This window comes from Niallia sp. FSL W8-0951 (assembly GCF_038006525.1).
GTDB classification, from domain to species: domain Bacteria; phylum Bacillota; class Bacilli; order Bacillales; family Cytobacillaceae; genus Niallia; species Niallia circulans.
On record NZ_JBBOVK010000003.1, the window covers coordinates 233,630 to 257,378 of the forward strand.

At 36.6% G+C, this 23,749-nt stretch carries 21 protein-coding genes; 19 read left to right on the plus strand and 2 right to left on the minus strand.

All coding sequences use genetic code 11. The features are described 5' to 3' along the window. Positions 1 to 27: 27 nt before the first annotated feature. The 15 genes from NSS71_RS23475 (at position 28) to murB (ending at position 16,489) form a co-directional block, all read left to right on the plus strand. The gene (locus NSS71_RS23475) at positions 28 to 1,416 is read left to right on the plus strand and encodes a protoporphyrinogen oxidase (protein ID WP_144580924.1); all 1,389 of its coding nucleotides are present in this window, start codon (positions 28 to 30) and stop codon (positions 1,414 to 1,416) included. A 219-nt stretch (positions 1,417 to 1,635) separates the two neighbouring features. Next, the gene (locus tag NSS71_RS23480) at positions 1,636 to 3,216 is read left to right on the plus strand and encodes a histidine kinase N-terminal 7TM domain-containing diguanylate cyclase (protein ID WP_341152077.1); all 1,581 of its coding nucleotides are present in this window, start codon (positions 1,636 to 1,638) and stop codon (positions 3,214 to 3,216) included. A 324-nt stretch (positions 3,217 to 3,540) separates the two neighbouring features. Beyond that, entirely contained in the window at positions 3,541 to 3,864 is a 324-nt protein-coding gene (locus tag NSS71_RS23485) for a DUF3870 domain-containing protein (protein ID WP_047944259.1), read from the plus strand. A 121-nt stretch (positions 3,865 to 3,985) separates the two neighbouring features. Then, positions 3,986 to 4,813 (plus strand): M55 family metallopeptidase, encoded by an 828-nt coding sequence (locus NSS71_RS23490; RefSeq protein ID WP_047944258.1) that lies wholly within the window; start codon positions 3,986 to 3,988, stop codon positions 4,811 to 4,813. A gap of 12 nt (positions 4,814 to 4,825) precedes the next feature. Continuing rightward, a complete protein-coding gene (locus NSS71_RS23495) occupies positions 4,826 to 5,755 on the plus strand; it encodes an ABC transporter permease (RefSeq protein WP_047944257.1) in 930 nt (309 codons plus the stop codon). Between the two features lie 2 nt (positions 5,756 to 5,757). Further along, positions 5,758 to 6,720, plus strand: coding sequence for an ABC transporter permease (locus tag NSS71_RS23500; RefSeq protein ID WP_176473312.1), 963 nt, complete (start codon positions 5,758 to 5,760; stop codon positions 6,718 to 6,720). Further along, entirely contained in the window at positions 6,720 to 7,712 is a 993-nt protein-coding gene (locus tag NSS71_RS23505) for an ABC transporter ATP-binding protein (protein ID WP_047944255.1), read from the plus strand. The genes NSS71_RS23500 and NSS71_RS23505 overlap by 1 nt, the downstream gene beginning before the upstream one ends. 100 nt (positions 7,713 to 7,812) lie before the next feature. After that, the gene (locus tag NSS71_RS23510; RefSeq protein ID WP_328283229.1) at positions 7,813 to 9,426 is read left to right on the plus strand and encodes a peptide ABC transporter substrate-binding protein; all 1,614 of its coding nucleotides are present in this window, start codon (positions 7,813 to 7,815) and stop codon (positions 9,424 to 9,426) included. Between the two features lie 83 nt (positions 9,427 to 9,509). After that, a complete protein-coding gene (locus NSS71_RS23515) occupies positions 9,510 to 10,430 on the plus strand; it encodes a S66 peptidase family protein (protein ID WP_328283228.1) in 921 nt (306 codons plus the stop codon). An 84-nt stretch (positions 10,431 to 10,514) separates the two neighbouring features. Then, positions 10,515 to 11,615: a dipeptide epimerase gene (locus NSS71_RS23520; protein ID WP_047944251.1), complete on the plus strand. Its 1,101-nt coding sequence runs from the start codon at positions 10,515 to 10,517 to the stop codon at positions 11,613 to 11,615. Further along, complete coding sequence (locus NSS71_RS23525; RefSeq protein ID WP_341152078.1) at positions 11,612 to 12,529, plus strand: C40 family peptidase; 918 nt, start codon at positions 11,612 to 11,614, stop codon at positions 12,527 to 12,529. Before NSS71_RS23520 ends, NSS71_RS23525 begins: the two co-directional genes overlap by 4 nt. A gap of 12 nt (positions 12,530 to 12,541) precedes the next feature. Then, a complete protein-coding gene (locus tag NSS71_RS23530; protein ID WP_047944249.1) occupies positions 12,542 to 13,501 on the plus strand; it encodes an ABC transporter ATP-binding protein in 960 nt (319 codons plus the stop codon). An 11-nt stretch (positions 13,502 to 13,512) separates the two neighbouring features. After that, a complete protein-coding gene (locus tag NSS71_RS23535) occupies positions 13,513 to 14,304 on the plus strand; it encodes a serine hydrolase (RefSeq protein WP_341152079.1) in 792 nt (263 codons plus the stop codon). 256 nt (positions 14,305 to 14,560) lie between these two features. After that, entirely contained in the window at positions 14,561 to 15,379 is an 819-nt protein-coding gene (locus tag NSS71_RS23540; protein ID WP_341152080.1) for an ABC transporter ATP-binding protein, read from the plus strand. A gap of 198 nt (positions 15,380 to 15,577) precedes the next feature. Continuing rightward, complete coding sequence (gene murB / locus NSS71_RS23545) at positions 15,578 to 16,489, plus strand: UDP-N-acetylmuramate dehydrogenase (protein WP_341152081.1); 912 nt, start codon at positions 15,578 to 15,580, stop codon at positions 16,487 to 16,489. Positions 16,490 to 16,571: 82 nt separating this feature from the next. Here murB and NSS71_RS23550 read toward each other — a convergent pair whose 3' ends face one another. Then, positions 16,572 to 17,201 carry a VanZ family protein gene (locus tag NSS71_RS23550; protein WP_053215787.1) on the minus strand — a complete coding sequence of 210 codons (630 nt, stop codon included), beginning with the start codon at positions 17,199 to 17,201 and terminating at the stop codon, positions 16,572 to 16,574. Between the two features lie 174 nt (positions 17,202 to 17,375). Here NSS71_RS23550 and NSS71_RS23555 point away from each other — a divergent pair, with 174 nt between their 5' ends. Together NSS71_RS23555 and ilvD are read left to right on the plus strand one after the other, a co-directional pair. Then, positions 17,376 to 18,275 carry an aldo/keto reductase gene (locus tag NSS71_RS23555; RefSeq protein ID WP_235850483.1) on the plus strand — a complete coding sequence of 300 codons (900 nt, stop codon included), beginning with the start codon at positions 17,376 to 17,378 and terminating at the stop codon, positions 18,273 to 18,275. Positions 18,276 to 18,685: 410 nt separating this feature from the next. Beyond that, complete coding sequence (ilvD, locus tag NSS71_RS23560) at positions 18,686 to 20,362, plus strand: dihydroxy-acid dehydratase (protein ID WP_047944245.1); 1,677 nt, start codon at positions 18,686 to 18,688, stop codon at positions 20,360 to 20,362. 93 nt (positions 20,363 to 20,455) lie between these two features. Here the strand turns inward: ilvD and NSS71_RS23565 are convergent, their stop codons facing one another. Further along, a complete protein-coding gene (locus NSS71_RS23565) occupies positions 20,456 to 21,487 on the minus strand; it encodes an AI-2E family transporter (protein WP_047944244.1) in 1,032 nt (343 codons plus the stop codon). Positions 21,488 to 21,716: 229 nt separating this feature from the next. On the opposite strand from NSS71_RS23565, the gene NSS71_RS23570 reads away from it, so the two are divergent. Both NSS71_RS23570 and NSS71_RS23575 read left to right on the plus strand, forming a co-directional pair. After that, the gene (locus NSS71_RS23570) at positions 21,717 to 21,854 is read left to right on the plus strand and encodes a MerR family DNA-binding transcriptional regulator (protein ID WP_186440704.1); all 138 of its coding nucleotides are present in this window, start codon (positions 21,717 to 21,719) and stop codon (positions 21,852 to 21,854) included. Between the two features lie 388 nt (positions 21,855 to 22,242). Continuing rightward, entirely contained in the window at positions 22,243 to 23,547 is a 1,305-nt protein-coding gene (locus NSS71_RS23575; protein ID WP_047944243.1) for a hemolysin family protein, read from the plus strand. The last annotated feature ends 202 nt before the right edge of the window (positions 23,548 to 23,749 follow it).

Below are 23,749 nucleotides of genomic sequence, written 5' to 3' on the forward strand. Positions count from 1 at the left end.
GAATTTTGCTAAAAGAGGTGGAAGAAAGTGAAAACGGTTTTAGTTGTAGGTGGTGGGATAACAGGATTATCTGCCATGTATTATTTGCAGAAGGAAAATAGAGAAAGACAATTAGGACTTCGACTAGTTTTAGTGGAGGCAAATGACTACCTAGGCGGGAAAATCCATACGGTTACAAAAGATGATCTGCTTATGGAAACAGGAGCAGATTCCATTGTTGCCCGCAATAAAAATGTTCTTCCCTTTGTTAAGGAACTTAATTTAGAAGAAGAAATTGTTTATAACGCAACAGGGACATCTTATATTCATACACAAAACAAATTATTAGAAATTCCCAAGGATTCTATTTTCGGTATTCCGATGACATTAGAAGCTCTTTTTACAAGTGAACTACTTTCCACTCGAGGAAAGCTAGAGGCTTTAAAGGATCTTTTTCGTACTAAGTCAAGCTTTACGAGAGAATCCTCCATTGGTGAATTTTTAGAGTATTATCTGGGAAAGGAAATCGTAGAAAAGCAGATTGCACCAGTTCTTGCGGGCGTTTACTCTGGAAATATTTATTCATTAACAATGGGCTCCACCCTACCTTATCTGCTCGAATATAAGGAAAAGTATGGAAGCATCATCCGTGGGCTAGGGAAGAATAAAGAATCGTTTCAATCGGCTGCGAATAAGAAATTTATTTCTTTTAAAGATGGGTTATCTACAATTATTGATCGACTGGAGAAGGTATTAGAAGATGTATCCGTTAGAAAGGGAATAGCTGTTACACGAATAAATAAGGAAGCAGACCAATATAAAGTTCAATTATCCAATGGGGAAGAAGAAGTGGCAGACATGGTTGTCTTATCTACTCCCCACAATGTAACACAGCATATTTTAAGGAAGGATGAATTAAATCCTGTCTTTAGCAAGTTGAAAAATTCGTCCAATATCACCTTATATTTGTCCTATGATATTTCCGATGATGAACTGCCTAAAGATGGTACAGGCTTTATAGTCGCAGGGGATAGTGACATTGTTTGTAATGCTTGTACGTGGACAAGTAGAAAGTGGAAGCATACATCGAAGAATAATCAGCTATTATTGCGTCTATTCTATAAAAAAACAAATCCAGCCTATGAACGGCTAAATAGCCTTACAGAAGAGGAACTAATCCAAGAGGCTAGAAAGGATATAGAGAGAAGCCTTGGTATTACTTCAAAACCTAAAAGTTATGAAGTGACAAAATGGACTAATGCGATGCCTGTTTACTCATTAGAACATAAGCAAGCAGTAGAACAACTTAGCCAAGACTTAGCTCTTTTATATCCTAATGTGCATCTAGCTGGTTGTTCCTACTATGGAGTAGGAATTGCAGCATGTATAGCGAATGGGGAAGAAACAGCTAAGAAAATTTTGCATTCCATAGAATAAGAAAAGTGCAGAGCCATAGTAGGAAGGCTCTGTTCTTTTGTGAAATGATTTGATAGATGGAGCAATCGCTTGCTATTTATTTTGTAAAATAGCCGATTTTTAATCTCTTAATCTAGTAACGGGTTTTCACAAGATTTATAATAGGTGGAAGAACATAAAGAAAAGAGGAACTAACCAAATGAACAAAAGCCAGATGATGAGGATACAGGAGCAAAAGTAATGGATCATACTGTCATGGTATTTATTGTTTTAATCACGATGTCGGGTGCATTGCATGTGATATTAGCCATTATTGCGTATATGAATAGACAGGCATTTGAAGGAATGCGAACATTCCTATGGTTCTCCTGTTTTAATGCTATTTATGCATTTGGGTATGCATCAGGTCTCGCCAGCTCAACGATAGAAGAAATGAAATTTTGGACAGCTGTTCAGTATTTAGGTATGCCGTTTTCGGCACCAGCTACATTAATTCTTGTTTTACAATATATCGGCTACGATAGGCATTTAAATAAAAAAATGTATTTTTTCTATTATTTAATCCCAGCGCTTTCCTTTTTACTCGTTGCGACAAATGATTATCATCATTTATTCTATCAATCTGTATATTTAGAATATCGAAACGCAACTCCTCTCATGCAAATTACGATGGGACAATGGTATTTACTACATGGTGCTTATTCGTTTGGAACGTCTGCCATTGCCTTTATATTACTATCGATTTATTGGTTTAAAGAGAAATCTAGGCAAACAAAACAAGTAGCCATACTATTGACAGGAATTCTTGTCCCTGTTGGCGCGTCTTTTTCTTATTTGATAGGACTTACTCCAAACGGCTTAGATCCTGTTCCAATTGCCATGCTATTTTCTAGTTCTCTCTATTTATATGCCATTATATCTACGAAATTTTTGCTGGTTCCGCCAATAGAAAAAGATTATATATTTGAAAGTATGGGAGATGCAGTATTAGTTTTAGATCAGACATATCATCTAAAAGACTTTAATAAGGCTGCTTCTAGGTTGTTTTCGGATGTAAAAACAGGAAAACACATAGCAGCTGTATTAGGGTTGGATGATCAGGTTCTTGGGCTGCTAAAAAACATCGATACGGATTCTGTCATATCGGAAGTAGAGAGGACTAATAAATCAGCAACGGAATATTATCAAGTTAAGATCTCTCCGATTAAAAAAGGAGAGTCAGCTATTGTTGGTATTTCGATTATATTTACGAATATTACGGAACAAAAGAAGGAACAGCTCAGTTTAACAAAATTGGCATACACAGATAGTCTGACACAAATATCTAACCGTGCCTATGTGACAGCAATTGCTGAAGAGATGCTTACCAAGCATAGAAAGATAGCCGTTATCCTGTTTGATGTTGATCATTTCAAGAAAATAAATGATACATATGGACATTTTGGGGGAGACGAAGCATTAAAGCATATTGCCTCTCTAAGTAAAGCTCTTGTGCCTAAGAATGGAGTTTTTGGCAGATATGGTGGAGAGGAATTTATTCTTTTTCTATTTGGAAAAGAAGCAGAATCAGCCATTTCTATTTCTGGGAAATTAAGGAGGGTAATCGCAGAAACCCCTTTATATTATAAGGAAATAGTAATTAATATTACTGCGAGCTTTGGTGTAGCTATAAAGGAAAACTGTCTAGCTCTTACCCCGTTGATTAGCGAGGCGGATGAAGCGCTATATGCATCTAAAAGAGAGGGAAGAAATACCGTTTGTGTAGTAGAAAATGGAGAATACATTAAATTAGACTCTTCTCCGTTAGTAAAAGGAAAATAATATAGGAAGGGCGTCCCCTCATACGGTATGCAGATGTTAGCGGTGGTGTTCTAATAATGTTATTTTTTCTTACACCATTTGTTAAAATATTTAGAAAATACTCAAAAATGTATTGCGTAAAAAAGAGTGGTGTATTACAATTTTTTATATAATCTAAATCTATCTTTTTTCGTCTAGGTCAAAATGATAGAGAGAAAAGTTTGTTAGTTTTGCTGTTATTCAAGACAGAGCCCTTTTCTTACGACATATGCATTGCTTCGAATGTTTATGATGATCTCATAAATATCTCGTGCAATATCCAGATGTTTATAGGAGGAGTATCACATGTATCATGCAAATACCATATATATTATTGGAGAAAGTAAAACATCCTCTAATAATGCCATTATGCAGCAATACAATGGTTTTTTTATTGCATTAGTGGTGGATAGAGTCTCTCATACAATTATTGATGCAGAATGTTCTTCCACTATCAATATAACCTCTTCCTTCATTAAGTCTATTGTTGTCGGGAAATCGATGGTAGATTTAGACACCGTTTTAAAGGAAGTAGAAAATCGTTATTTTGGATCTTCTCAAAAAGCAGTTATGGTTGCTTTTAAGAATGCCCATATTAAATATAAACAACTATTAAAAGAATTGGTATAAACTGCTTTTTCTGTTATACGCAGAGAAAATCCAGTTGATAGAGATTTTACTTCTCTGTTAGCTGGATTTTTTTATTTTGTACAAATAAGATGGACCAAAAAAATGTGGGAGGTTTTTCTAAATGGGCAAAATTTATATGTCAGTTGATATGGAAGGAATAACAGGGTTAATTGATCACACACAGGTTGATTCTAATAAGCTAAATTATGAAAGAAGCCGCATCTTGATGACAGATGAAGCAAATTATGTTGTCACAAGTCTATTTGATCAAGGCATAGAAGAAGTGGTTGTAAATGACAGCCATAGTAAAATGAATAATTTATTAATAGAAAGATTTCATCCAAAAACAAAGTTAATAACAGGGGATGTGAAGCCATATTCAATGGTGCAAGGGCTTGATGCTAGTTATGACGGGGCAATCTTTGTCGGGTATCATGCGCGAGCTTCTGTTCCTGGTGTTATGACCCATAGCATGATTTTTGGAGTCCGTAATATGTACATAGATGACGTTGTTGTTGGAGAATTAGGATTTAATGCTTATGTTGCAGGATATTTTGGTGTTCCAATTATTCTTGTAGCAGGGGACGATCAAGCAGCACAAGAAGCAGAGCAGCTAATTCCTAATGTAACAACAGCGATTGTGAAAAATAGTATTTCAAGATCAGCAGCGATGAGTTTAACTCCTGCCCAGGCTGGAGAATTGCTAAAAGAAAAGACAAGGGAAGCGTTAGAAAAAAAGCACTTAGTAAAGCCTTTAGTACCACCTGCTACTCCATTGCTCCGCATCGAATTTGCGAACTATGGACAAGCTGAATGGGCTCATCTAATGCCGGGAACCGAGATAGAGCCTGGTACTACAATTGTTCGTTTTCAAGCAAAAAACATCTTAGAAGCATATCAAGCTATGCTGGTTATGACTGAACTTGCGATGAGAACAACATTTTGTTAGGTGGTGAGACCGATGAAATCTTATTATGTTAAGCGCTTTTTCTCGATGCTCGTGACGTTATGGGTCATTATTACGATTACTTTCTTTTTAATGCATTTTACACCAGGTTCTCCATTTAATGATGAAAGAACGACAAATGACGCGATTCAGAAGAATTTAGAAGAGCAATATCATTTAGATAAACCGCTCATTGTTCAATATGGTATGTATTTAAAACAAATAGCAACCTTTGACTTTGGCATTTCGATAAAAAAATCATCGCAGACAGTAAATGAAATGATTGGAAGAGGATTTCCTGTCTCTTTTGAACTTGGCATGGTTTCCTTAATAGTCGCGGTTATTTCGGGGATAACACTTGGCGTAATTGCCTCCCTTAAACACAATGGGGTCATCGATTATGCAGCGATGACAATAGCAGTAATAGGAATTTCCATTCCTAACTTTGTTTTAGCAACCATGTTGATTCAACAGTTCGCTGTTAATTGGAGGATACTCCCAACGGCTACTTGGTCAAGCTGGAAGCATATGATTCTACCAACGATAGCACTTGCGACAGGTCCAACTGCCATTATTGCTCGGTTAACGAGAACGAGCATGCTAGAGGTATTGACACAAGATTATATAAAAACAGCTAAGGCAAAGGGACTTTCTCCATTCAAAATAATTGTCAAACACGCCCTGCGCAATGCTCTTTTGCCAGTTGTAACTTTATTAGGTGCTTTGGCAGCCAGTATTTTGACTGGTACCTTCGTGATTGAAAAAATATTTGCGATTCCTGGTATGGGGAAATACTTTGTAGATAGTATTAATAATCGTGATTATCCTGTTATTATGGGGACGACTATTTTTTACAGTACCATTTTAATTATTATGCTGTTCCTCGTTGATTTAGCATATGGCATATTGGATCCGCGAATAAAACTTCAGAAGAAGGAGGGCTAGCAATGGGCTTACGTCAAGAAACAATGTATGAAAAAAAGGACGATATTGCTCTTGATGAATGGTTTGTACCAATAGAGAAACAGCTTGGGGAGGCTGAAGCCGTTGTTCGTCCAAGCCTATCCTATTGGCAAGAAGCATGGAGAAATCTTTGGAAGAATAAATTAGCGATGGGAGCATTTTTTTTCTTAATTTTATTAATTATTATGTCTATCATTGGTCCGATAATTTCTCCCCATTCGATTTCGGAGCAAAAGCTTATTAATCAAAATCAGCCGCCTTCTTCTGAGTATTGGTTTGGGACAGATAGTCTGGGCAGAGACGTCTTTTCAAGAACCTGGTATGGGGCCAGAATATCGTTGTTTGTTGGGATTGCAGCTGCCGTCATTGATTTTTTGATAGGAGTTGCATACGGTGGGCTATCGGGATACAAGGGTGGCAAGATGGATCACATCATGATGAGAATAGTAGAAGTACTATATGGACTCCCATATTTATTAATTGTTATTTTAATGTCTGTTGTGATGGGTCCGGGACTAGGATCTATTATTATTGCCTTGTCTATTACAGGATGGGTTGGAATGGCCCGCATAGTTAGAGGACAAGTTCTTCAAATAAAAAACTATGAATTTATTTTAGCATCGAAAACTTTTGGAGCTAAAACTTACAGAATAATTAGAAAAAACCTCCTTCCAAATACAATGGGCCCGATAATTGTTCAAATGACTTTAACAGTTCCCTCTGCAATATTTGCAGAAGCGTTTTTAAGCTTTTTAGGGCTTGGCATTCAAGCACCTTTAACAAGCTGGGGGGTTATGGCAGATGAAGGATTATCTGCTATTTTAACAGGTCATTGGTGGAGGCTGTTTTTTCCAACCTTATTTATATCGCTTACGATGTTTGCTTTCAATGTATTAGGGGATGGACTCCAGGATGCTCTTGATCCAAAGCTGAGGGGTGGAAAATAATGACGACTATACTAGAAATCCGTAATCTTCATGTTTCTTTTGCGTCTTATGGAGGAGAGGTAAAAGCGGTACGAGGAGTAAATTTTTCTTTGGAAAAGGGGGAAACTTTAGCCATTGTTGGAGAATCTGGCTGTGGAAAAAGTGTTACATCGCAAACGATTATGCGATTAATTCCGAGTCCGCCAGGAAGAATTACAGATGGCTCTATTTTATATAAAGGGATGGATCTCACCAAGCTGAAAGATGAAGAGATGAGAAAAATTCGCGGTGCCGATATCTCTATGATTTTCCAAGATCCAATGACAGCTTTAAATCCTACGCTGACGATTGGAGATCAGATTATGGAAGGGATTAAACAGCACAAGCAGATTTCAAAAGCAGAAGCTAAAGATAAGGCGATTGAAATGCTTACATTAGTTGGCATCCCTAATCCCGAAATGCGATTGAAACAATATCCTCACCAATTTAGCGGAGGGATGAGACAGCGAATAGTGATCGCGATGGCATTGATTTGTGAACCAGAGATTTTAATTGCAGATGAGCCTACAACAGCTTTAGATGTAACAATCCAAGCACAGATTTTGGACTTATTCCGAGAGATTCAACAAAAAAGAGAAGTGTCCATTATTCTAATCACACATGATTTAGGGGTAGTTGCTCAAGTAGCTGATCGTGTAGCGGTTATGTACGCAGGAAAAATAGTGGAGATGGGGAATAGAAGAGATATTTTCTATTCTCCCCAGCATCCATATACAAAGGGCTTGCTAAATTCTGTCCCAAGATTGGATCAGGAAGGAGAGCTGGTGCCAATAGACGGAACTCCTCCAGATTTATTTTCTCCGCCAGAAGGCTGCTCCTTTACGGCAAGATGCCCGTATGCGATGGAAGTGTGCAAAAGAGTGTATCCGTCAAAAAGTAATTTGAGTGCTCAACATCAAGTCAATTGCTGGCTGCAGGATGAGCGGGCAAGGCGGGTATTGCACACGATTTAACGATTGGAAATCTTCGAAATATAGTTTTTAGCTATTTTTTGACTTTAAAGAAAAAGTCATTTTATAGATTATGAGATGAAAACGATGTGGGGGGAATACGATGAAAAAGATAACGATCGGTTTTTTGGCTATGATGATAATTTTGTCACTTGCTGCTTGTACAGCAAATAGTGATGCAGGAAAGGAAAAGGCGACTGGGGAAACGAAAGAAAAGGTATTAAATTTAAACAATGGACAAGAGCCTAGTTCCTTCGATCCGCCGATTGGTTTTGATAGTGTTTCGTGGACAGCTTTAAACAATTTAATGGAGGGGTTAACACGATTGGATAACAATCATGAGCCTCAAGCGGCTATAGCTGAAAAATGGGATGTGTCAGAAGACGGAAAAGTATACACTTTCCATTTAAGAGAGAATGCAAATTGGTCTAATGGAGATCCAGTTACTGCGGGTGATTTTGTCTTTGCTTGGAAACGATTGTTAAATCCAGATACGAAATCGCCAGCTGCTTTCCTTGGTTATTTTATTGAGGGGGGAGAAGCATATGCAAACGGAGAAGGTTCAGCAGAGGATGTAAAACTTAAAGCAGTTAATGAAAAAACGCTTGAAGTTACCTTAACAAACCCGCAAGCTTATTTTCTAAATGTTATCACTAATCCTGCATTTTTTCCGATTAATGAAAAGGTAGCGACAGAAAATCCAGAATGGTTTTCAGAGGCAGATTCATTTGTAGGAAATGGTCCATTTAAATTAACTAAATGGGAGCATGACAGCTATTTTGAAATGGAGAAAAACGAAAAATATTGGGATGCTGATACCGTTAAGTTAGATAAAATACACTGGGCAATGGTGGATGATTCCAATACAGAGTATCAAATGTTCCAAAATGGGGAATTGGATGTTTCTGATGTTCCAGCAGAATTAAGTGAGCAGTTATTTAGTGAAGGAAAAGTTAAAGTAGAAGACCAGGCAGGAACGTATTTTTATCGATTTAATGTGACAAAAGAGCCGTTCACAAATAAAAATATTCGTAAAGCTTTTGCTTTAGCTGTTGATCAACAGCAAATCGTCGATTATGTAACAAAAAATCAAGAGAAACCTGCCTATGGCTTTGTTTCATATGGATACTTGGACAATGACGAGAAGGATTTCCGTGAAACGAGTGGAGATTTAATAAAGACAGATGTGGAAGCAGCAAAGAAACTGCTTGAACAAGGAATGAAGGAAGAAGGATATACAACCTTGCCGGAAGTAACGCTTACCTATAGTACTAGTGATACTCATAAAGCAATAGCGGAAGCTTTACAAGCAATGTTTAAGGATAATCTTGGCGTAGACGTCAAGCTTGCCAATATGGAAGCAAGTGTCTTTACGCAAGAACAAACTGCACTAAAGCTGCAATTATCCAGAAGCTCTTTCCTTGCAGACTATGGAGATCCGATTAACTTTCTTGAAAACTTCCAATCTGGTTTGGCAATGAATAGAACAGGTTGGTCAAATGCGGAATATGATCAATTAATTAAAGATGCTAAAAATGAATCGGATGAAGCAAAACGTTTTGAATTAATGTATAAAGCAGAAAAATTACTGTTGGATGAGGCACCAATTTTCCCTATTCATTTCTATAACTATGTGTATTTACAAAACGACAGTGTGACGGGAATTGTTCGTCATCCGGTTGGATACCTTGAATTAAAATGGGCGGATAAAAAATAAGAAGAGAGCAGAAGGGATGAACAAAAGGCATCCCTTCTTTCCTTAAAGCATTAAAAAAACGAAAAAAGAAAGGGATAATAAAAGTGATAAAGCCGGAACGTTTAAAAAAAGGAGATACCATTGCCGTTATTGCTCCAGCTAGTCCGCCATCGCCCGATTCTTTACAAAAAGGCATCCAGTATTTGGAAGAGGAATTAGGGTTAAAAGTAAAGGTTGGACAACATGTTTACGATCAATACGGTTACTTAGCAGGAGAAGATGAAGCCAGATTAATAGATTTAGAAAATGCTTTTTTAGATCAAGAAGTAAAGGGAATTATTTGTGCTTGTGGGGGTTATGGAACCGCTAGATTGGCAAGTCAAATTAACTATTCCATCATTGCTCAAAATCCGAAGATATTTTGGGGCTACAGTGATATAACGTTTCTGCATACTGCAATTGCTAAAAGAACTGGATTAGTAACTTTTCATGGTCCGATGCTTTCCTCGGATATTGGAATGGAAGACTGTCATCCTTTATCGAAAGCTTTATTAAAACAATTATTTCAACCGCAAGAAATAATGTATACAGAAGAGTACTCAAACGTGGATGTTTTAGTAGAAGGGAGGGCCTCAGGAAGGATGACAGGAGGAAACCTTTCTCTTATCACAAGCTCGATCGGTACTCCTTTTGAAATAGATACCAAAGCAAAAATTCTACTGATAGAAGATATAAATGAAGAGCCGCGATCCGTAGACCGAATGCTTAATCAATTACAGCAAGCTGGAAAGCTGACAGATGCTGCCGGAATTATTATTGGTGATTTTCATCAATGTCAACCCAAAAGAGACAAGTCGCTTGCGTTAGACGAAGTGATCAACCACTATATTCAAAGAGCAGGGAAACCAACTATGAAGGGATTTAAAATAGGACATTGTTCGCCACATATATCTATTCCGCTAGGGGTTAATGCAGAAATAAACACGAATGAAAAAGTACTAATGATTGATAGCGGAGTGGAATAAATTAGAAGAAGTAAAAGCTGGAGAGTAAGTTAATTGGCATAGCAACACCAGAAAACAAGATTTTAAAAATAAGGATGATACATAGTGAAAATAACTAAAATCGAAACATTCCGTGTCGCAGTTCCATTAATTAAACCTTTTAAGACAGCGTTACGAACTGTAACGATTGCTGATTCTGTATATGTAAAAATTACATGCGAAAACGGAATTGTTGGTTGGGGAGAAGCACCGCCGACTTTAGTAATAACAGGAGATAGTCTAAAAAGCATCGAAGCATCCATTCATGAAGTGTTCAAACCTTATTTATTGAGCAAAAGCATTTTGCAGCTTGAATTATTGCTTCAAGGAATCCAGCAAATACTTGTTGGAAATGTGAGTGCAAAGGCAGCAATTGATATGGCCCTATATGACTGTTTTTCTCAATATTGTAAGCTGCCACTTTATCAATTATTGGGTGGATATAATAATACATTGGAAACAGATTATACAGTTAGTGTCAATGACCCGGTAGAAATGGGAGAAGACGCAATGAGCTATGTTAAACAAGGGTTTAATGTATTAAAGATTAAAGTGGGAAAAGATGAAATACAAACAGATATTAATAGAATAATAGAGATTAGAAGAAGAGTAGGAAGTGAAATTAAATTAAGACTGGACGCTAACCAAGGCTGGAGCCCGAAAGAGGCAGTTGTAGCTATACGAAAAATGGAGGACTTAGGGCTTAATATCGAATTAGTGGAACAGCCAGTTAAAGCGGATGATATCCAAGGTTTAAAGAAGGTAACTGATTCAGTAGACACATTAATTATGGCTGATGAGGCTGTATTTACTCCACAGCAGGCCTTTGAGGTGCTGAAAACACGCAGTGCAGATTTAATTAATATTAAATTAATGAAATCAGGGGGCATCTACCGTGCCCAGATTATCAATCATTTAGCTGAAGTTTCAGGAATGGAATGTATGGTCGGAAGTATGATTGAAACTAAATTAGGAATTACTGCTGCGGCTCATTTTGCAGCAAGTAAAAAGAATATAACTCGTTATGACTTTGATGCACCACTGATGCTGGCCCGAGATATAGTAGATGGCGGTGTTCAATATGACGGAAGAAACATCATTTTATCTAAGCAATTTGGTTTAGGGATAAATCATATTCTTGTACACGAAAAGGAGAATGTGGGATGACGAAATATGATGTGAAAATAGTGGATGTTCCTGTTGCTACCCTCTGGACAACTGAATATTCAGCAAGAGAAATAGACGCAGGGGCAATTGATAATCCTTGTGATATAAAGAGCTGGATTGCGAGTCTTGATTATGAAAAAGGACTAGAGCTTTGTACAGAGAACTTAGTACAATCACAAGTATTGTATGGGCAAGAGGTATATGTATTGGAAGAAAAAGGCGACTGGACATATGTAGCATTGCCCAATCAAGCAACTCGGAAAAATCAGCTTGGCTACCCGGGGTGGATACCTAAAAAACAACTTGTAAAAAGGGAAGGTTATTCTTTACAAAGTGGACCGATTGCAATAGTTGAAGCATCTGCAGCAGAGTTATGTGATGGTAATAAAAATGCAATATTGTCATTATCCTTTCAAACGAGACTCCCGCTAAAAAAACAAGAAGGAGAATGGGTTCAAGTGTCGACACCTTCTGGGGAAGGGTGGATTAGAGCAGCGGATGTAGTCGTTTATCCCTCTTTTCAAGATGTCCGTAAAGGAACAGGGAAAGATATAGTAAAACAAGGAGAACGATTTTTGAAACTGGACTATTTATGGGGCGGCATGAGTTCGTTCGGTTATGATTGCTCTGGTTTCAGTTACAGTATGTGCTTAGCGAATGGGTATGTGATACCGAGAGATGCCAGTGAGCAAGCAGAGGCAGGGAAAAATATTCCTTTAGAGGAAATGGAACCAGGAGATTTATTGTTTTTTGCTTACGAGGAAGGGAAAGGACATATCCACCATGTAGGTATTTATTATGGAGAAAATAAATTGCTTCATTCCCCAAAGACAGGAAAGACAATCGAAATTATTCCTTTAGAAAATACAATCTATGAAAAAGAATTATGTGTAGCAAGAAGATATTGGGAATAAGGAGAGAGTGGGATGACACAGCAGGTTCTATTGAAAGTAGAAAATGTATCGAAGCATTTTGAATTAGAGAAGAATACGACATTACAAGCAGTATCTAATGTATCCTTTTCTATCAAGAAAGGAGAAACATTTGGTATTGTCGGTGAATCAGGCTGTGGAAAATCGACATTAGGCAGAACGATTATGGGATTATATAAAGCATCGAATGGGCAAGTTTTATACAATGATATCAATATGGGAAGTATGTCTGAAAAGGATAATTTTTCCTTTCGACGAAAAATGCAAATGATTTTTCAGGATCCCTATGCTTCGTTAAATCCTCGTTCCACGGTCCGGGAAATTTTGGCAGAGCCTTTAGAAATTCATGGAGTCTATCGAACAAAGGAAGAAAAAAATACTCGTATAGATGAGTTATTGGAAAGTGTAGGGCTGAATAGAGAACATGCCAATCGTTTTCCCCATGAATTTAGCGGGGGACAAAGACAAAGAATTGGCATTGCGAGAGCATTAGCCCTAGAGCCGGAATTTATTATTGCAGATGAGCCGATCTCCGCACTAGATGTTTCTGTGCAAGCACAAGTAGTAAATCTATTAAAAAGGCTGCAAAGAGAAAAACAATTAACCTATCTATTTATAGCCCATGATTTATCGATGGTAAAGCAGATTAGTGATCGAATTGGTGTCATGTACTTAGGGAATTTAGTAGAGTTAACAGACAGTAAGGCATTGTATTCCAATCCCCTACATCCATATACACAGGCACTTCTTTCTGCTATTCCTATTCCAGATCCAGATATAGAAGACAAAAGAGAACGAATTATCTTAAAAGGGGAATTACCAAGTCCAGTTGACCCGCCAAGTGGTTGTGTTTTTCGAACCCGCTGTCCCCATGCGATGGATATTTGTGCCAATAAAAAGCCAGATTGGCAAGAGCGAGAAAATGGCCATTTTGTAGCCTGTCACCTTTATTAGGATATAACAGGATGAATATGGAGAAATTAAGCAAGCTTATAAATAAAATTGTACAGGAATATGAGGGAGAAGGTCATTTTGGGATAGCTATGGAATGGAGAGGGCAAGTTTTTTTTCTAAATGAAAACGACGTCTTCCCCAGTGCTAGTCTCATTAAATTACCAGTTATGGTCGAAAGCTTTATGCAAAGCTCAGGTGGAACACTGGCGTTAGAAGATTTAGTGGAGGTTAGAAGCCTCCTAAGAACAGGGGGAGCGGGTATTGTTCAATACATGTCTCCGCAAAGTCGTTTATCGATTCGTGATTTACTTACTTTAATGATGATTGTTTCGGATAATATGGCAACCAATTATTTGATTGAGCGACTTGGCATGGACAATGTGAATAGAAGATGTCAACAGCTTGGGATGTCATCAACCGTTCTGCAGCGAAAAATGATGGACCGAGAAGCGCGAGAAAGAAAAATTGAAAACTATACCTCTCCTCATGATATTCTCCGATGTCTAAAGGCGATTTATAACGATAGAAATCAGAGTGGGAAGACAATCTTATTTCATCAGCAACTTCTTGATAAACTGCCGTATTATCGCGGAGAGAATAGTGGTATTAGAATTGCTAATAAAACTGGAGAATTGGATAAGGTGGAACACGATTGTGCCATCATAGAGCACGAGGATGAAATTATCTTTATTGCGATTTTAACAGATCAGCTTACAGCCAATCAGAAAGGGAAAGAACTAATCCAATTAATTGGAGCCAGTATTTTTGAGTGTTTATATGATAAAAAAAGTCTGAACGGATAAGGCAGACTTTTTTTTGCGTGAGTCAAATCAGAAAGGTGCAAGAAAAATTCGTGTAAATATGTGAAACAGTCTTGAATGAAATCCTCGTTCAAACTATAATAAATAATGAAAATCATTATCATTTATAATTTGTAAAGAAATAGATATCTCTTTTATCTTCGAATAAAGAAGGAAATAACGGCGGAAAATAGCAACAGAAAATGACTCCGAATTTATTATAAAACATTTAGAAAGTACAGGAAGGAGGGGAAGAAGAATGGACATACTGGCTACAGATCAACTCAAAATTGGATATGAAGATAAAATTATTGTCGATGACTTGAATCTACGCGTGAAGGAAGGGGAAATTACAACCATTATTGGGCCTAATGGTTGTGGTAAGTCCACGATATTAAAGACTCTTGCGCGGATTCATAAAGCAAAGGCAGGGTTTGTATATCTAGACGGAGAAATGATACACAAAATCCCTACTAAAAAAATTGCCCAAAGAATGGCAGTGCTTCCTCAATCACCAGACGCACCGAATGGATTAACGATTTATGATTTAGTTTCCTATGGTCGTTCCCCTCATCAAAGAGGATTTGGGCGATTAGGAGAGAAAGATAAAGAAGTGATAAATTGGGCATTAGAAGTAACTGGTTTAACAGAGCTGAAGGATCAAGAAGTTGATACATTATCAGGTGGTCAGCGTCAAAGAGCGTGGATTGCGATGGCGATTGCGCAGGAAACAAATCTTCTGTTATTAGATGAACCGACAACGTATTTAGATATGGCTCATCAACTGGAAGTACTGAAATTGTTAAAGAAACTGAATGAAGAAGAAAATCGAACTATTGTGATGGTTATTCATGATCTGAACCATGCAGCAAGATTTTCCGATCATATGGTCGCGATGAGAAATGGTAAATTGATGAAAGAGGGAACAGCGGAAGAGGTAATGACAGAAGAGGTTCTAAAAGAAGTTTTTCAAATAGATGCTGTTGTTGTAAAGGACCCTAGAACGAATAAGCCTGCTTGTCTTTCTTACGACTTATTACACCAAAAGGAAAGAGAATTAATAGCATTCGCTAAGTAATGGATAAAAGATTACTTAGCTTTTTTTATATATGAAAACTTGTCTTATTCTTTTTTTAGCATGAAGAGAAGGGGGTTCTCATATAATGGGATTGAGTAACATTTCACATAAATTTGCTTATTATCGTCGTACCTATTTATAATTTTGGTATACTATTAGAATAGTGTAGTCAGAAATATGTATAGAAGGTTGAGATTAATGGATAAAAATATACTGCTAAAAAAATTTCTTGAAATATTGCCTGAAGAAAGTGTAAAAATGGATGAGGCGTTAAATAAATATACGTATACTAAAATTGGTGGGAAGGCTGATTTTTTACTTTTTCCGCAAACATATGAACAATTACAGTCAGCGTATAAATTAGCCCTTACACAAAATGTGCCGATTACGATATTAGGAAATGGTTCTAATGTGTTGATTAGAGATGGTGGAATTCGTGGGGTTGTATTTAATTTAACTAAGCTTGAGGAAATTTCTCTTGCAGACAATAAAGTGGTTGCCCAAAGTGGTGCGGCGATTATTGAGACCTCTAGATTTGCATTAGAGCATTCTTTAACTGGATTGGAATTTGCTTGTGGAATTCCAGGTTCTGTCGGCGGAGCGTTATATATGAATGCGGGGGCCTATGGTGGAGAGGTTGCTGATGTTTTGGAATCAGCAAAAGTATTAACGAAAACAGGTGAAATTCAAACAGTAACAAAAGAGGAATTAGAACTTGGCTACCGTACTAGTAGTATAGAGAAAAATGGCTGGGTGGCATTAGAAGGAACTTTCTCTCTGCAAACAGGTGAGTATGCAGAAATTAAGGCGAAAATGGATGAACTTACTTTCTTGCGTGAATCTAAACAACCGTTAGAATATCCTTCATGTGGGAGTGTCTTTAAAAGACCGCCTAACCATTTTGCAGGGAAACTGATTCAAGACAGCGGTCTTCAAGGAACGAAAATAGGTGGTGCACAAGTTTCTACGAAACACGCAGGGTTCATTGTGAACGTAGAAGATGCTACAGCCAATGACTATCTATCCTTAATAAAACATGTCCAAAAAACAGTAAAAGAAAACTTTAACGTCGACCTTGAGACAGAAGTTAGAATTATTGGTGAGGAATAATAGGTTTGTTCTGTTTTCTTTAACAGGACAAAAGGGGTATTTGAAGGAGAATTCATCTTTTTCAGATACCCCTTTTTGGTGATTATTTTCTATCTATTTTCCGCAAAAATAACCGCATTAATAGATAGAGAAGATATCCTATTATCGCACCAAAGACATTTAGAATGAAATCATCTATATCGGCAGCTCGATCTGTAGTAAAGAAAAATTGGATTAGTTCAATGGAAAGGGAGCAGAGGATAGCAAGTCCTATTGTGATCAATGCTTGAAAGTGTTTTTTATATAACATAGGCAGTATAAAACCAAAGGGAATAAACAAGACGATGTTGCCTAAAGTATATAACATCCAAAAGAAAGGCGGCTTATATTTATATTGATACAAAATTTGAACATAGGGTGTAATATTCATTTTTCCTTCCGTTATGGTTGGTGGAGTGAAGTGAAAAGGAGCTAAAGTCACATAAGCAACAGTCAGTAAATAAAAGAAAAATAGATTGAGCAGAATTTCTTTAGAAAAAATGACTGAATTTCTTTCGTTCTTTCGTTGAAGTCGGAAATAGACCCATAACGGCACGGCCAGAATAAGAATAAAAGGAAAATTTAATCGTAATTGAACTCCACTCATCGACCATAATGTAATAAATAGAAAGAGAAAAATGATGACAAAGATTCCACTTTTTAATACATGCACAGATAATCGAAGTCCTTTCATTAATGTTTGTTCTCCTAAAAGTATATGAAGCTTGTTTGAAAATAGAATACAAAGCGAATTGCTTTACTCTTATTAAAGAAAAAAGCATACTAGGGGAGAAAGAGAATAGTTGTCTATATACTAATGAAGGAGATGAATCTTTTGAGTAGTAAAGTTCAAATCGGTCAAACGGCTATGCATGTTACGAAGCTAGGATATGGTGCAAACTCTGTCGGTGGTCATAATTTATTTCCGAATTTAAGTGATGAAACAGGAAAAAATGTAGTAAGAAGTGCATTGGATGCTGGGATTGATTTTCTTGATACCGCTTATGTATACGGATTAGGGAGATCAGAGGAATTAATCGGAGAGGTGCTGAAGGAAAGAGGCAACCGCCAAGATATTGTTCTTGCAAGCAAGGCTGCTCATAAATTAGTAGATGGCAAAATTGAACTTGATAATAGTAAAGAATTTTTACGTAAAGCGGTAGAAGATAGTTTAAAGCGTCTGCAAACAGATTATATTGATTTATTTTATGTTCACTTTCCAGATGGAGTTACTCCTATGGCTGAGGTAGCAGGAACATTAAAAGAATTAAAGGATGAAGGAAAGATTCTTGCAGTTGGAGCTTCGAATTTAGATGCCGAACAAATAGAGGAATTTAACCAAGATGGTTATCTAGAGGTATTCCAAGCAGAGTATTCTTTATTTAAAAGACAAGCAGAGGAAATATATTTACCATATTGTGTAGAAAACAATATTAGCTTTATTCCGTATTTTCCATTAGCTTCTGGATTATTAACCGGGAAGTACTCGAAGGATTCGATCATCAGCGGCGGAAAAGAAAATAATCCACTTTTCCAGGGAGAAGCATTTATTCGTAATGTAGAAAAGGTGGATCAATTAAAGCAAATGGCTGAAGCTAAAGGCTTTGATGCAACACATTTTGCACTAGCATGGCTGTTAGAGCAGCCTGCGGTTGATGTAATCATTCCAGGGGCGAAATCAACTGAACAGCTTAAGAATAATCTTCGAACATTAGACGTGTCATTAACGGAAGAAGAAGTAAAGAAAATTAGTGAGATATTTGCATAAGAAGTAATGCATCTAATGTGCGAATAAACTTGAGAGAGAATAATGATATCAATAAAAAAGCGATGAAGGGATATAAAACTTCATCGTTTTTTTTAAGGTTTTTACAACAGTCAAAAATTGAGAAAAGAAAGAAAGTTATTTTAATATATCTTTATTTTGGAGCTGTATCAAGAAAATGGAAGGAAATATAAAAAATAGACGGGACTGTTTGTTAGGTTTTCTAACATTTATCGTTAGATGGTTATTGATATAACGATGTTTTTACCTTTTTCTAGAAAAAGTAAACAAAATAAACTTATCTGAATAATCACAAGAATAAATTATACCAATTTTGTTATCATAGTGTTACAATAGGTAAAAGTTTAAATATACAGATTTTTCGATTTAGTCGGATAATTGGAGGGGTAAAAGTGACACAATTGAGAAGTAATATGATTAAGAAAGGATTCGACCGAGCTCCGCATAGAAGCTTACTGCGTGCAGCTGGTGTTAAAGAGGAGGATTTTGATAAACCGTTTATTGCAGTGGTCAATTCATATATTGATATTGTTCCAGGTCATGTCCACTTACAGGAATTTGGGAAAATTGTAAAAGATGCAATAAGAGAAGCGGGCGGCGTTCCCTTTGAAATGAACACAATTGGGGTAGATGATGGGATCGCAATGGGACATATTGGAATGCGCTATTCATTACCAAGCCGTGAAATTATTGCAGATTCTATTGAAACAGTAGTTGCAGCACACTGGTTTGACGGGATGGTTTGTATTCCTAACTGTGATAAAATCACACCTGGAATGATGATGGCTTCTTTACGCTTAAATATTCCTACTATTTTTGTAAGTGGGGGGCCGATGAAAGCTGGAGTTACTAGTGATGGCAGAAAGATCTCCTTATCATCTGTATTTGAAGGTGTAGGGGCTTACCAGTCAGGTAAAATCGATGAAAGTGGACTAAGAGAATTAGAACAATTTGGCTGTCCGACATGCGGTTCTTGTTCCGGCATGTTCACAGCAAATTCCATGAATTGTTTGGCAGAAGCTTTAGGTCTTGCTTTACCTGGAAATGGGACAATTCTTGCTGTGGCACCAGAGAGAAAGGAATTTGTAAAGAAATCTGCGAAACAGTTGATGAATCTAATAAAAGAAGATATCAAACCGAGAGATATTGTTACAGAAAAGGCAATCGATAATGCGTTTGCTTTAGACATGGCATTAGGTGGATCCACTAATACAGTGCTTCATACATTAGCATTGGCTCATGAAGCAGGTGTAGAGTATCCTCTTGAAAGAATCAATGAAGTAGCATCTAGAGTACCTCATTTATCGAAGCTTGCGCCTTCGTCTGATGTACATATTGAAGATCTGCACGAAGCAGGCGGTGTGTCAGCAGCGCTATACGAATTATCGAAAAAGGAAGGAGCTCTCCATTTAGATACGTTAACTGTTACAGGAAAAACACTTGGAGAAAATATCGCTGGATGTAAAGTGAAAGATTATCAAGTCATTCGACCAATTGATGATCCTCATACTCAAACAGGTGGATTGGCAGTCCTATTTGGGAATTTAGCTCCTCAAGGTGCTATTATTAAAACAGGTGGAGTCCAAAATGGCATTCAACGACATGAGGGACCAGCTATTGTGTTTAATTCACAAGATGAAGTGCTGGAAGGATTAGTAAAAGGAAAAGTGAAGGAAGGACATGTTGTCATCATTCGCTATGAGGGACCAAAAGGAGGACCTGGTATGCCGGAAATGCTGGCACCTACTTCCCAAATTGTTGGAATGGGTCTTGGTCCAAAAGTAGCACTGGTAACAGATGGGCGTTTTTCCGGGGCTTCTCGAGGTATTTCGATTGGTCATGCTTCTCCTGAGGCAGCCGAAGGAGGACCATTGGCATTTGTAAAAGATGGCGATCATATTGTAATTGATATTGAAAATCGTACAATGGATGTTGTTGTTCCAGAGGAAGAATGGGAACAGAGAAAAGCAGAATGGAAAGGTTTTGAGTCGAAAGTAAAAAGCGGCTACTTGGCACGTTATTCGAAGCTTGTGACATCTGCGAATACAGGAGCAGTATTAAAGTATTAATTTGAACTGCTCATTATAGAATAAAAGCAGGCTGGATTCACTTTCTTGTGGTTGAATCCAGCCTGCTTTTATTGAATAGAAATGAAGCGAGAACTATTCTTTTACTAAGTTTGTTTTCCTTTTTGGATCCATACTTTGTACTTGGAGGATATCTAAAAGAAACACAAACACAGGTATACCAATGATTAATCCCCATACTCCAAAGAAATGCTCTGAGAAGATAAGGACAATAAAGGTGAAAAATACAGGTAAATTTGTTTTCGAAGACATGAGCTTCGGGTTAAGAATATAAGCTTCGATTGCATGAATGATACAAATAAAAATAATCAAAATAATGATATAGGGGTATCCGCCAATGGTATATCCAATTGTTAATAAGGGAATGAGGGAAATAATAACCCCGGCAACTGGAATAAGACCAAGAACAAATACCATAAGAGATAATCCTAGTAATTGAGGAAAACTGAGTATCCATAATCCGATTGTCGTTAAAATGCAATTTACCAAAGCGATAATAACCTGTGCTTCTAATACTTTTCCGAAAGTTAACACAAACTTTTTGCCGAAAAACTCCATTTCGTTATAAAAAGGAGCTATTTTACTTGTGCGGAAGTTTTCTTTATATTTAATCAAACGCGGCTTCTCTAACAGGAAGAAGAAGCTTAAGATAATAGCTAGTATGAATTGTAAACTTAGGGAACTAATACTGGAAAAATATTTAACGATAATGCCCAGCCCTTGTTCCAAATAGCTGTTTATTTGTCTTTCTTGAATAATGGAAACAATATAATTTAAGACAGCATTATCATGGGGACGAGAGTAAAAATCCATTAGTTGTCTAACTAATGCTGTTATTTCTTCCACTAACATTGGCAAATATTTAATAAAGCTATAAGAAAGTAATCCGATGGTTATGAGATAGAGGATGCTAACTATAACGTTTCGTTTTACGTGAATTCGCTTAGAGATAATTTTTTCCATACGATCCATTAAAAATGAAAGAATAAAGGTAAAAAGCATTAAATTAATCATACTCCTAAGTGTGTAGATACCCAGAATCATGAGAGCAAAGATGAAAAACCTTTTTACACTTTTACTTGTAAGAAAATTGATAATTGTTTCCACTCCATTTCCCCTTTTTGATATATTTTTTCTTGTCTATCTATCTACCTATATTCTAACCTAAATTGATTTTTAATCATATAAAAAAGCCGACATTTTTGAAAATTTAGCAAGATAAAAAGCGTGTGCAAAATATATTGGAAGTATTTTGCTTGAAACTTTTCTCCTTAGACTTATATAATTAATTAAGTATAACTAAAACGTTATGGTTAGGAGGAGAAGCGATGGGGCTGTGAAATTAAGAATTGGTGATTTAGCAAAAGCTACTGGTGTGGCAAAAAGAACCATTGATTATTATACAAACCTTGGCCTTCTTCAAGCAGAGCGTTCCCAAACTAATTATCGTTACTATGGTGAAGAACAAAATTGAATAAATAAAGCGATTGAAGAATACAAAAAGAGTAAGCTTACGCTGGAGGAAAAGAAGGAACGATTAAATAATCAACAAGTGCATTCCATAGGTATAGAGGAACTGAGAGCAAATAGGAAGAGTCTAAGTGATAAAATGCCTCAGATGCTTACCCCTAGAGATGCACAGGTCCAACATAAAAATAGAGAAGTAAGAAATACTATTATCCATGAAAGCATTTCTTTATACAAGCACTGCTTCTTTTGCTAAATTAACTGTTTTGCATTTATTTATATATTCGGAAGTAGGAATGAATTTTAACTAGTAGCAGCGTCTTTCCTTTTGTAATGTGAGAAAGGCATGCGGCTTTTATTAATCAGGAGGTGTAAGCCCCTTTACGGGCTACTTATTGGAAATTTTTAATTTGATTTTATTCGTGATATTAATTGCATTTACTGCTTTTTTCGTGGCAACAGAGTTTGCGATCGTAAAAGTCAGGAGTTCAAGAATTGATCAGTTAGTTGCTGAAGGTAAAAAAGGAGCATTAGCAGCAAAAAAAGTTACGACACATTTAGATGAATATTTATCAGCTTGTCAATTAGGGATAACTGTGACAGCCTTAGGTCTTGGTTGGATTGGAGAATCTACTTTCGCAGAAATTCTAGAGCCTCTATTTGTTCATTTATCGATCGGAACGGCGCTATCGCACTTGATTGCCTTCATTATTTCTTTTTTACTTGTAACTTTTTTGCATGTCGTTGTTGGAGAATTAGCTCCGAAAACAGTAGCTATTCAAAAAGCAGAATTAATAACATTAACCTTTGCAACACCAATTATTTGGTTTTATCGTCTATTATACCCTTTTATTTGGTTGTTGAATGGCTCTGCAAGACTTTTGACAAGTATCTTTGGATTAAAGCCAGCGTCAGAACATGAACTTGCTCACTCGGAAGAAGAGTTAAGAATTTTAATGTCAGAAAGCTATAAAAGCGGTGAAATCAATAAAAACGAATTAGCATATGTAAATAATATTTTTGAGTTTGATGAACGAATTGCCAAAGAAATAATGGTCCCAAGAACAGAAATGGTGACTATCAGTGTGGACAATACATTTGATGAAATAATGGCTATCTTAGAGGAAGAAAATTATACTCGCTACCCGTTAGTAAATGGGGATAAGGATAATGTGATCGGCTTAATTAATATTCGCGAATTTCTTACTGCAACTATTCAAAGCAGAGAAGCAATTCAATTAGAGGATTATATGAAACCAATTATCCGCGTAATTGAAACAGTTCCTATCCGCGAATTGCTGATTAAAATGCAAAAGGAACGTACTCATATGGCGATTTTGCTTGATGAGTATGGTGGTACTTCAGGAATTGTTACAGCTGAAGATATTCTGGAAGAAATTGTTGGAGACATTAGAGATGAATTTGATGAGGACGAAATCTCTGACATTCGCAAAATAAAGGATAATCATTATATTCTTAATGGCAAAGTATTGATTAGTGAAGTAAATGATCTTTTAGGCACTCACTTATCAGAAGATGAAGTAGATACAATAGGCGGATGGTTTTTGACTAATAATTTTGAAGCGGTTGAAGGAGATATATTAAAAGAGGAAGGATATATCTTCAAAATTAAAAATATTGAAGAACACCATATACATTTCATTGAAGTAATCAAAGATACAAGTGTAGTGGAAGCTTGATGAAAGACTTTTAAGAGAAGGGGAAACCCTTCTCTTTTTATGTGTAGTTACGTATAAATAGGAAGGTTGGTGGCATTTTATAAAGAGGAAATTAAAGTGAATGCTGATTTTATTGAATTTTACCAATTAAATTAATTTAATTGTGTCAACATTGTGTCTGTCAAAAGTGTATTTACTTTGAATTGAGAATAATCTGTAACCG

Excerpts from the sequence above, each read along its gene's own strand:
- NSS71_RS23480 (WP_341152077.1), top strand. The coding sequence starts at position 1,636 with ATGGATCATACTGTCATGGTATTTATTGTTTTAATCACGATGTCGGGT.
- NSS71_RS23485 (WP_047944259.1), top strand. The coding sequence starts at position 3,541 with ATGTATCATGCAAATACCATATATATTATTGGAGAAAGTAAAACATCC.
- NSS71_RS23490 (WP_047944258.1), top strand. The coding sequence starts at position 3,986 with ATGGGCAAAATTTATATGTCAGTTGATATGGAAGGAATAACAGGGTTA.
- NSS71_RS23495 (WP_047944257.1), top strand. The coding sequence starts at position 4,826 with ATGAAATCTTATTATGTTAAGCGCTTTTTCTCGATGCTCGTGACGTTA.
- NSS71_RS23500 (WP_176473312.1), top strand. The coding sequence starts at position 5,758 with ATGGGCTTACGTCAAGAAACAATGTATGAAAAAAAGGACGATATTGCT.
- NSS71_RS23505 (WP_047944255.1), top strand. The coding sequence starts at position 6,720 with ATGACGACTATACTAGAAATCCGTAATCTTCATGTTTCTTTTGCGTCT.
- NSS71_RS23510 (WP_328283229.1), top strand. The coding sequence starts at position 7,813 with ATGAAAAAGATAACGATCGGTTTTTTGGCTATGATGATAATTTTGTCA.
- NSS71_RS23525 (WP_341152078.1), top strand. The coding sequence starts at position 11,612 with ATGACGAAATATGATGTGAAAATAGTGGATGTTCCTGTTGCTACCCTC.
- NSS71_RS23530 (WP_047944249.1), top strand. The coding sequence starts at position 12,542 with ATGACACAGCAGGTTCTATTGAAAGTAGAAAATGTATCGAAGCATTTT.
- NSS71_RS23535 (WP_341152079.1), top strand. The coding sequence starts at position 13,513 with ATGAATATGGAGAAATTAAGCAAGCTTATAAATAAAATTGTACAGGAA.
- NSS71_RS23540 (WP_341152080.1), top strand. The coding sequence starts at position 14,561 with ATGGACATACTGGCTACAGATCAACTCAAAATTGGATATGAAGATAAA.
- murB (WP_341152081.1), top strand. The coding sequence starts at position 15,578 with ATGGATAAAAATATACTGCTAAAAAAATTTCTTGAAATATTGCCTGAA.
- NSS71_RS23550 (WP_053215787.1), bottom strand. The coding sequence starts at position 17,201 with ATGAAAGGACTTCGATTATCTGTGCATGTATTAAAAAGTGGAATCTTT.
- NSS71_RS23555 (WP_235850483.1), top strand. The coding sequence starts at position 17,376 with ATGCATGTTACGAAGCTAGGATATGGTGCAAACTCTGTCGGTGGTCAT.